Here is an 8,849-nt window from a genome sequence, read left to right on the forward strand (position 1 = left end):
GGCCGCCACCACCGCGGCCGGCGAGGCCGGCATCGCCGGCCGCAGGGTCCTGGTCAACGCCCAGCAGGTTCTGCATGCCCAGAACATCCAGGCCGTGACCGCCGTGGGGGCGCCGGCCGCCGCGCCGGCCATGGCCGGCCTGGGCAGCCTGACCGGCGGCTCGGCCCTGACCGAGGCCACCAGGATGGCGGGGGAGACCCTGGCCGGCAAGCAGGCGGCCGGCAGGACCAGCCAGGAGGCTATGGCCGAGGCGGCCAGCCGCATTGCCGAGGGACTCGTCACCCGCTGGGTGCGGGTGGAGGTGCTCGGCTTCGAAGACGCGGAGGAAGCGACCCCATGAGACGAGACAAGGGAAGCCGGCTCAGGAGCGGGGCCGGCACCGGCATCTTCCTGGCGCTGCTCCTGGCCCTGGCCCCCGGTGCCGCGCAGGCCTCCTGGTGGAACGACCAGTGGGCCTTTCGCCGGCCGGTGCAGGTGCAGCCGGAGGTCTATCAGCTGGCCGCCGGCACGGTGCTCACCGAGGTGCCGGTGCTCCTGCGGCTGCACCCCGGCAACTTCGACTTCGACCTGGCGCAGGAGAACGGCTCGGACCTGCGGGTGTTGGCCGCCGACGATCAGACGCCCCTGTCCATCCAGATCGAGACCTATGATCCGGCGGCCCAGATGGCCCTGGTCTGGGTGAAGCTGCCACGCCTGGAGGCGGGCCGGCCAGCCGGTCTGTGGCTCTACTACGGCAGCCAGGGCGCGGAGCCGGCCAAGGAGGCGGGCAGCAGCTTCGATGTCGCCCAGGCCCTGGTCTATCACCTGTCGGAGGTGAGCGGACCGCCCCGGGATGCCACGGCCTACAAGCGCCATGCGGAAGGCTTCCAGGCCATCCAGGGCGTGGCGGGCATTGCCGGCAAAGGCGTCACGGTGAGCGCCGGCGGCGACCATCTGAGCCTGCCGCCCCTACCGGGTCTGGACAAGAGCGGCTTCACCTTCGCCACCTGGATCCGGCTGGCGGCACCAGCCGGGGAGGCGCCGCTGTTCACCATCGCAGGCGTCAAGACCCGCCTGGTCCTGGGGATCGCCGGCACCACCCCGCAGGTCCGCCTGGATGGTCAGGACAAGGCCCGGACACCGGAGCTGGCGGCCGGGACGCCGCTCACCCCCGGCACCTGGCAGCACCTGTGCCTGACCGCTGCACCTGGCGGCGACCTGGTGCTGTTCCTGGACGGCACCGAGGTGGGCCGCCAGCCCTTGGCCGGCAGCCTGCCGGAGGGCTTGCAGCTCCGGGTGGCCGGCAGCCTGCCAGACCGGACGGCTCCGGAGACCCTGGCCGCCGATCTCGACGAGATCAGCCTGGCTGGCGTCCCCCGGCCGCCGGAGTGGGTGCGGCTGCAGGCGGTCAACCAGGGCCAGGAGGCCGGCGCACCGGTGGTGGGCCCCCAGGAGGTCGGCAATCAGCCCATGAAGGAGCTGGTCTACCTCAAGACCGTGCTGGACGCCATCACCCTGGACGGCTGGGTCATCATCGGGCTTCTCATCCTCATGGGCGCGGTGGGCTGGGTGACGCTGTTCAGCAAGACCCTGTCCTTCCGCATCATGGGCCGTCAGAACGAGGCCTTCCTGGCCCTCTTCGACCAGCAGCCGGATTTCCTTGCCGTGGCGGCCCGGCATGACGGCGACTTTGCCAACGCCCCTCTTTTCCGGGTCTACGAGGCCGGCTGCCGGGAGCTGGCCGGCCGCCTTGACCGGCAGGGTGCGGCCCGCCTGTCGCCCCGGGCCATGCAGGTGGTGCGCACCGCGGTGGAGCAGGCCTATGTGGAAGAGACCAACGCCTTTTCCGCCCGGTTGCCCTTTCTGGTGATGTCGGTGTCCGGCGGGCCATTCCTGGGCCTCCTGGGCACGGTGTGGGGGGTCATGAGCACCTTTGCCGCCATGGCCAATGCCGGCGAAGCCAACCTGGCCGCCATCGCCCCAGGCATCGCCTCGGCCCTGGCCACCACCGTCTTCGGCCTCATCGTCGCCATCCCGGCCCTGTTCGCCTACAACTACCTGGCCGGCTCGGTGAAGGCCATGACCACCGAGCTGGGCATCTTCACGGACCGTCTCCTGGCCATGGTGGACGAGCGCTACGGGGAGAGCTCGCCATGAGAAGGGCACTCACCGAGCACAAGCCCATCGACGAGATCAACGTTACACCGCTCCTGGACCTGGCCTGGACCCTGCTGGTGGTCTTTGTCATCGCGGTCACCGCCGCGGTGCAAGGCATCAAGGTCAATCTGCCCAAGGCCTCGGCAGCGCCGTCCCTCATGAAGCCCAAGACCAAGGCCATCACCATCATGGCCGGCGGCCAGATCTATCTCGATACCTACCCGGTGACCATGGCCGAGCTGGAGGTGCGGCTGCAGGCCTTCCGGGCCGCCGACCCCGAGCTGCCGGTGGTGGTGAAGGGCGACGAGACGATCCGCTACTCCCTGGTCATCGAGGTGCTGGACCTCCTGCAGCGCCTGGAGATCCAGCAGCTGGGTCTGGTGACCCAGAAGCTGGTGAAGTGAGAAGGGAGCGGCCATGAGCGGCAAGGGGGAAAACGGCAACCTGGGGATCTGGCTGCTGGCCGGGGTGGTGATCCTGGTGGTGGTGGCGGGCATGGTCATGGTGGCCCGGGTGCTTCTGTGCAAGGACATCGATACCCGGCGCCAGGTGGCCACAGTCACCCTGTTGAAGCCGCCGCCACCACCACCGGAGGTCAAGGAAAAGCCGCCGGAGATCAGAAAGGAGGAGCCGAAGCCCGAGGAGGTCGTGCCCGAGGAGCAGGAGGAGGCGCCGGAGAACGATCAGCCGCCGGATGAGGGGCCGCCGCCCGGCGAGGACCTCGGCCTGGACGCCGACGGCGCAGCGGGTGGCGACGCCTTCGGCCTGGCGGCCAGGAAGGGCGGCCGTGCCCTGGTCGGCGGCGGCGGCAACCTGCTGGGCCGGTTCGCCTGGTACACCGCCGGCCTCTCCGACACCATCGGCAAGCGGCTGCGGGAGGCCCTGGAAGCAGCAGGCGGCATTCCCCCGGGCGAGATCAAGGCCCAGATCCGGGTCGTACTCGCTGAGGACGGCCGGATCACCGACTTTGCCATCCTGAAGCCTTCCGGCAACCACCGGGTGGACGCGGCCCTGGCCGACTGTCTCAAGGCGGTCCGGGTGGATCCACCCCCGGAGGGCATGCCCCGTGCCATCCGGCTCAAGGTGACGAGCCATGGCTGAAACGAAGAGCGAAGAGCGAATAGCGAACAGGGAATGTCCAACCGCAGAAGGGACCGGCAGAACGTTTCCGAATCGTCAACTTCCGGTCCCTTCGGACTTCGACATTCCTTGTTGGACATTCTGCGGTTCGTCCGTCTTTCACGGTAGCGGAAGGAGCCTCTTCATGAGCTTTGCGAAACGCCTTATCCCCCTGGCCATGGCGGCCAGTCTCGCGGCAGGCCCGGCCGCAGCCGCCGGGCCGCCCCCTGCGGACGCCGACCTGGCGGCCCTGGTCCGCCTGCTGGGCGCCAAGGGCGTGCTCACCCCGGGCGAGGAGGAGGCCTTCCTGGACCGGCTGACCGGCCAGGCCGCCGATCGGCCCACCGTGACCATCCTGCCGGAGGGGGACCGCACCCTCGGCATCATCAGCGACAACGTGGCCCGGGACCTCAAGGCCGAGGTCAAGGAGGAGCTGAAGGCCGAGATCAAGAGCGAGGTGGCAAGCGAGGTGCGGCAGGAGGGCTGGGCCGCCTCCACCCCGGGCTGGAGCAAGCGCATCCGCTGGGGCGGCGACGTGCGCCTGCGCTACCAGGGCTCGTTCTTCGACGAAGGCAACGACCGGGCCTTCACGGATCCGGAGAGCGCCACCGCCTTCATCAACACCACAGATGACCGCCACCGGGCCCGGGTGCGGGTGCGGCTCGGCGCCACGGCCCGGGTGCACGAAACAGTGGAGGCTGGCGTCAAGATCGCCACCGGCAACGAGCGCGAGCCCATCTCCACCAACGAGACCCTGGGGGACGCCTTCAACAAGGACTCGCTGGTCCTGGACCAGGCCTACCTCAAATGGAGCCCCATCCCGGAGGTCACCCTGTGGGGCGGCCGCCTGCCGAATCCCTTTGTGTCCAGCGAGCTGGTCTGGGACCGGGATCTCAACCCGGAGGGGCTGGCGCTCCAGGGCGAGCTGCCCGTGGCCGGCACCTGGCGACTGTTCGCCAACGCCGGCCTCTTCCCCCTGGAAGAGGTGGAGCGCGCCCAGCGGGACAAGTGGCTGGCCGCCGGCCAGATGGGCGCGCGCTGGCAGCCGTCGCCGGTGCTCCTGGCCGAGCTGGCCACCAGCCTCTACGACTACCGGCACACCGCCGGCGAGATGAATCCGCTGGCGAGCCCCGGGCTCTACGACTGGACCGCGCCCCGCTTTCGCCAGGGCGGCAACACCGTCTTCAACATCAACGCCTTCACCGGCGGCACGCCCCGGTTCGCCCTGGCCTCGGAATTCCGGGAGGTCAACGTCTCCGGCAGCCTGGACATCGGCGTCTTCGCGCCCGTGCACGTCATCCTTACGGCCGACTGGGTCCGCAACCTGGGCTACGACGCCCAGGACGTGCTGGACCTGGCCGGCTATGCCCCGGACAAGGCCGACACCGGCTATCTCCTGGGCCTGAGCGTGGGCCATGCCTCCCTGGTCAACCTGGGGGACTGGCGGGTGGGCCTCCAGTACCGGTACCTGGAGGCCAACGCGGTCCTGGATGCCTTCACGGATTCCGACTTCCACCCCCTGGGCACCAACGCCCGGGGCTGGCTGCTGTCCGGGGAGCTGGGACTCACCTCGTCCCTGTCCGTGGCCGGCCGCTTCATCACCAGCGACCTCATCGAGGGGCGCAACGCCGCCAGCGACGAGCTTTCCGTGGACACGGTGCAGGTGGACCTCAATGCCAAGTTCTGAAAACCCGAGGTCGCGGCCCGGCTCCCATGATTCCCATGAGTCCCATGATTCTCATGAGTCCCATGATTCCCATGCTTCCCAGGATTCCCATGGCAGCATGGGAGTTATGGGAAAAACCAGCCTTTGGTTGGCAAGCACCCCTGAGGAAACGCCTATGACTGCACGAGTCATCCTGTTTCTTGTTGGCCTGGCCTGCCTGGCCGTGGCCCCGCCCCTGGCCAGGGCCGACGATTACCTCCTGGCCACCGGCGATGTGGTGGAGATCTCCATCTGGGGCGAGAAGGACATGATCCGGGAGGCGGTGGTGCGGCCGGATGGCAAGATCTCCTACCCCCTCATTGGCGACCTGGAGGTGGCGGGCCGCAACACCGTGGAGGTGCGTGCCATGGTGGAGAAGCGCATCCGGGACCTCATCCCGGACGCCCGGGCCACGGTGGTGGTCAGCCGCCTGGACAGCATGGAGTACTTCGTGCTGGGCAAGGTGGCCCGGCCGGGCATGTTCCGCTCGGTGCGGGAGCTGTCCGTGCTCCAGGCCCTGGCCCTGGCCGGCGGCCCGGTCACCTTTGCCGCCGAGGACCGGATCATGATCATGCGGCGCCAGGGCTACGGCACCGCGGTCCTGCCCTTCGACTACGTGGCGGTCAAAGAGGGCAAGAAGCTGGAGCAGAACATCACCCTGGAGCGTGGAGATGTCGTCCTTGTGCCCTGACAACCGCACCCCTGTTCTGGTCGCCGGGCTGGCCGTCTGCCTGGCCACTGCCCCGGCCTGGGCCGCCGACTGGTCGGTGAGCCCGGCGGTCACCATGTCCGTGGAGCACGACTCCAACATCCGGTTCGAGCGGGACGGTGCCGCCAGCAGCCAAGCCGACTGGCTGACCAGGGTCACCCCCCGCGTCACGGCCCGCCGGGCGACGCCGGCCAGCCGGGTGCAGCTGCAGGTGCAGGTGGAAGGCGAGAAATACGCCCGCCACCACGACCTCGACGACCTCACCGGCAGCGCCACCGCCGCGGTCACCACCCGGTGGGGGGAGACCCAGAAGATGGAGCTGGCGGTCTCGGCCCGCCAGGACAGCACCCTGGAGGGGGAGCTCACCGGGAGTGGCACCCTGACCCGGCGGGTGGACCGGCAGGTGGGAGGCGTCGAGGTGGGTCTGGAGCGGGCGGTGGGCGAGAAGACCAGCTTCGCGGCCAACGCCGGGCTGACCCTGGTCGCCTACCCGGATGACGATTTCAACGACCAGGCCGCCAGCACGCTCGGCCTGGAGGTGGCCAGGCGGCTGAATCCCCGGGATCAGGTCGGGGTGTCTGGCCGCTACCGCCACACCAGCTACGACGGCTCCACCGGCACCTCCGAGGGGTTCGGGAGCTTCGGCGCCGGCCCCGGCATCTACACCCTGACCGACCACCGGGAGGATGCCACCATCCGCACCACCGCTGCCAGCCTCTTCTGGCGGCGCCGGCTCTCCGAGCGGGATCGGCTCACCGCCTCCCTGGGGGTGGAGCATACCGGCACCGAGCGGCCGGCCACCCGCCAGGACCGGCTGGCCTGGGCCGATGGCACCCGGACCCGGGTGCTCCTGGATGACGCCGTCGATCAGACCGACACCGGGCTCTTCTTCGAGCTGGGCCTGGAGAAATACCTCTCCGAGCGCCTGAGCCTGAGCCTGTCCGTGGGCCGCAAGCATTTCGCCACCGTCGATGCCATCACCACCGAGCGGCTCTACGGTCGGGGGAGCCTCGGCTACCGGCTGTCGGAGCGGGCCGAGACCGGCCTGGCGCTGGCCTACGACTGGAACGACGCGGTGCCGGACCGGGCGGTGGACAGCTCGTTTGCCAGCCTGCAGCCCTTCTACCGCTGGCGATGGAGCCAGGACACCGTGCTGCGGGCTGGCCTGACCCACACCTTCTACCGGGAAGACGACCCCACGGGCGACGACGACATGGATCGGACCCGGATCTGGCTGCAGGCCGAGGTGCTGTGGCCCGAGCTGTGGCGCAACCGATAAAGGAGCCGATTCCTATGGAACAACGTCACGAGCTGCGGCGGCTGCGGGAGATCGTTGGCCGCCGCCTGGCCTGGCTGGTCATCCCCCTGGCTCTGGTGGCCGCGGCCGGGGTGGTGATTGCCGTGGTCCTGCCCAACATCTACGAGTCCTCGTCCACGGTTCTGATCGAGAACCAGCAGATCCCGCCCACCGTGGTGCCGTCCACCGTGACCAGCTACGCCGAGCAGCGGATCCAGAACATCACCCAGGCGGTGATGTCCCGGGGCCGGATCCTGGATCTCATCAAGAAGCACGACCTGTTTCCCGGCCAGCGAAACGACCTGCCCACCGAGGTGCTGGTGGACAAGGTGCGGGAGCGCCTGATCATGAAACAGATCGATGCCGAGATCCACTCCGAGCGCCAGAACCAGCCGGTGCAGCTCACCATCGCCTTCCAGATCCTGTTCCAGGACGAGGTGCCGGCCAAGGCCCAGGCGGTGGCCAACGAGATCGCCTCCTACTACCTGGAGCAGAACCTGGTGCAGCGGGAGGAGCATGCCCGGGGCACCACCCAGTTCCTGGAGCAGCAGCTGGAGGAGGCGAGATCGGAGATCACGGCTCTGGAGGACAGGACCGCCGCCTTCCGCCAGGCCCATCTGGAGGAGCTGCCGGAGCTCATGAGCCTCAACATGGGCCGGGTGGAGAAGCTCAACGCCGACGTCAGCTCCCTGGCCATGCAGATCCGCTCCCTGGAGGAGCAGGGCGCCAGCCTGCGCACCCGCCTGGCCCAGCTGGACCCCCAGGTCAGCGAGCGGATCCTGTCCGTGGACGAGCGGCTGCAGCAGATCGAGGTGGAGCGGGCCCAGCTTCTGGCCCGGTACTCGGCGGAGCACCCCCAGGTGCAGGCCATGACCCGGGAGCGGGATCTCCTCCGCCGCGGCCAGGATCCGGCGGCCAGCCGCCTGGCCCTGGAAGGCCGCCTCAAGGACCTGGCCACCCGGCGGGCCGAGCTGTCCGGCCGCTATGCCAGCCAACACCCGGAGATCCAGGCCCTGGACCGGGAGGAGGCGCAGCTCCGGGAGGAACTGCACCGGCTGCCGGCCGCAAGCCCTGCGCCGGCCGCCGCCCTGCCGGCGGGCCAGCCGAGCAACCCGGCCTATGTCGCCATCCTGGCGGAGCTGGAGCGCACGGAGGTGGCGGTCGCAGCCCTTGTGCAGGAGAAGTCCCGGCTGGAGGCCCAGGCCGCAGCGGTCGTCACCAAGCTGCGGCGGATGCCCGGGGTGGCCAAGGAGGCCAACGAGCTGGAGACCGACTACGCCAACGCCAAGGCGCACTACGGCCAGATCATGCAGAAGCTCCTGGCCGCCAAGGTCTCCCAGGGCATGGAGGAGGACCGCCTGGGCGAGCGCTTCACCGTGGTGGAGCCGGCCTTTCTGCCGGAGAAGCCCGCCAAGCCCAACCGCTGGGGGATCATCCTCCTGGGCCTGACCCTGGGCCTGTGCCTGGGGGTGAGCCTTGCCGCCCTGCGGGAGTATGCCGACCAGAGCGTGCATGACGCCGCCAGCCTGGAGCAGCTGTCCGGACTGCCGGTCCTGGCCGGCATCACCTGGATGCGCACCCCGGCCGAGGAGGCCAGCGGCCGGCGCCGCCGCCACCTGGCCCTGGGGCTCACCGCGGCCAGCGTCGTGCTGGCGGTAGGGCTTTTCCACTTCCTGGTCATGGATCTGTCCATCTTCCAGGCCCGGGCCTGGCGGTTCCTGCAATCCCGCTTCCTCCTGGGCTGAGGCGGGGCGAATGTCGAATATCGAACAAGGAATGTCCAACCGCCAGAAGGGACCGGATGAACGGATCTGAAGTCCCCATAAGGAGAGCCATGCGCCGCATCATCCTGTCCGGGCTGCTGGCAGCCCTCGCCACCACCA

8 protein-coding genes are annotated in these 8,849 nt (G+C 69.5%); all 8 read left to right on the forward strand.

Translation table 11 applies throughout. The annotated features are described in order from the left end of the window. On the forward strand, positions 1 to 340 hold a 340-nt coding region (locus tag AB1634_17510), incomplete at its 5' end, for a hypothetical protein (protein ID MEW6221313.1). After that, positions 337 to 2,136, forward strand: coding sequence for a DUF2341 domain-containing protein (locus AB1634_17515; GenBank protein MEW6221314.1), 1,800 nt, complete (start codon positions 337 to 339; stop codon positions 2,134 to 2,136). The genes AB1634_17510 and AB1634_17515, both read left to right, overlap by 4 nt. Next, positions 2,133 to 2,540 (forward strand): biopolymer transporter ExbD, encoded by a 408-nt coding sequence (locus AB1634_17520; protein MEW6221315.1) that lies wholly within the window; start codon positions 2,133 to 2,135, stop codon positions 2,538 to 2,540. Before AB1634_17515 ends, AB1634_17520 begins: the two co-directional genes overlap by 4 nt. Positions 2,541 to 2,553: 13 nt before the next feature. Beyond that, a complete protein-coding gene (locus AB1634_17525) occupies positions 2,554 to 3,237 on the forward strand; it encodes a TonB family protein (protein MEW6221316.1) in 684 nt (227 codons plus the stop codon). A 163-nt stretch (positions 3,238 to 3,400) separates the two neighbouring features. Then, positions 3,401 to 4,942 (forward strand): putative porin, encoded by a 1,542-nt coding sequence (locus tag AB1634_17530; protein ID MEW6221317.1) that lies wholly within the window; start codon positions 3,401 to 3,403, stop codon positions 4,940 to 4,942. A 154-nt stretch (positions 4,943 to 5,096) separates the two neighbouring features. Next, on the forward strand, positions 5,097 to 5,651 hold the full coding sequence (locus tag AB1634_17535; GenBank protein ID MEW6221318.1) for a polysaccharide biosynthesis/export family protein: 555 nt from the start codon (positions 5,097 to 5,099) through the stop codon (positions 5,649 to 5,651). Next, the gene (locus AB1634_17540) at positions 5,632 to 6,948 is read left to right on the forward strand and encodes a hypothetical protein (GenBank protein MEW6221319.1); all 1,317 of its coding nucleotides are present in this window, start codon (positions 5,632 to 5,634) and stop codon (positions 6,946 to 6,948) included. Before AB1634_17535 ends, AB1634_17540 begins: the two co-directional genes overlap by 20 nt. 14 nt (positions 6,949 to 6,962) lie before the next feature. Continuing rightward, the gene (locus tag AB1634_17545) at positions 6,963 to 8,711 is read left to right on the forward strand and encodes a hypothetical protein (GenBank protein MEW6221320.1); all 1,749 of its coding nucleotides are present in this window, start codon (positions 6,963 to 6,965) and stop codon (positions 8,709 to 8,711) included. Positions 8,712 to 8,849 lie beyond the last annotated feature (138 nt).

This window comes from Thermodesulfobacteriota bacterium, assembly GCA_040755095.1.
Lineage (GTDB): Bacteria > Desulfobacterota > Desulfobulbia > Desulfobulbales > JBFMBH01 > JBFMBH01.

What these genes read in the sequence shown, in the direction of transcription:
- AB1634_17525 (MEW6221316.1), top strand. Translation starts at nt 2,554, where the DNA reads ATGAGCGGCAAGGGGGAAAACGGCAACCTGGGGATCTGGCTGCTGGCC.
- AB1634_17530 (MEW6221317.1), top strand. Translation starts at nt 3,401, where the DNA reads ATGAGCTTTGCGAAACGCCTTATCCCCCTGGCCATGGCGGCCAGTCTC.
- AB1634_17540 (MEW6221319.1), top strand. Translation starts at nt 5,632, where the DNA reads ATGTCGTCCTTGTGCCCTGACAACCGCACCCCTGTTCTGGTCGCCGGG.
- AB1634_17545 (MEW6221320.1), top strand. Translation starts at nt 6,963, where the DNA reads ATGGAACAACGTCACGAGCTGCGGCGGCTGCGGGAGATCGTTGGCCGC.
- AB1634_17515 (MEW6221314.1), top strand. Translation starts at nt 337, where the DNA reads ATGAGACGAGACAAGGGAAGCCGGCTCAGGAGCGGGGCCGGCACCGGC.
- AB1634_17520 (MEW6221315.1), top strand. Translation starts at nt 2,133, where the DNA reads ATGAGAAGGGCACTCACCGAGCACAAGCCCATCGACGAGATCAACGTT.
- AB1634_17535 (MEW6221318.1), top strand. Translation starts at nt 5,097, where the DNA reads ATGACTGCACGAGTCATCCTGTTTCTTGTTGGCCTGGCCTGCCTGGCC.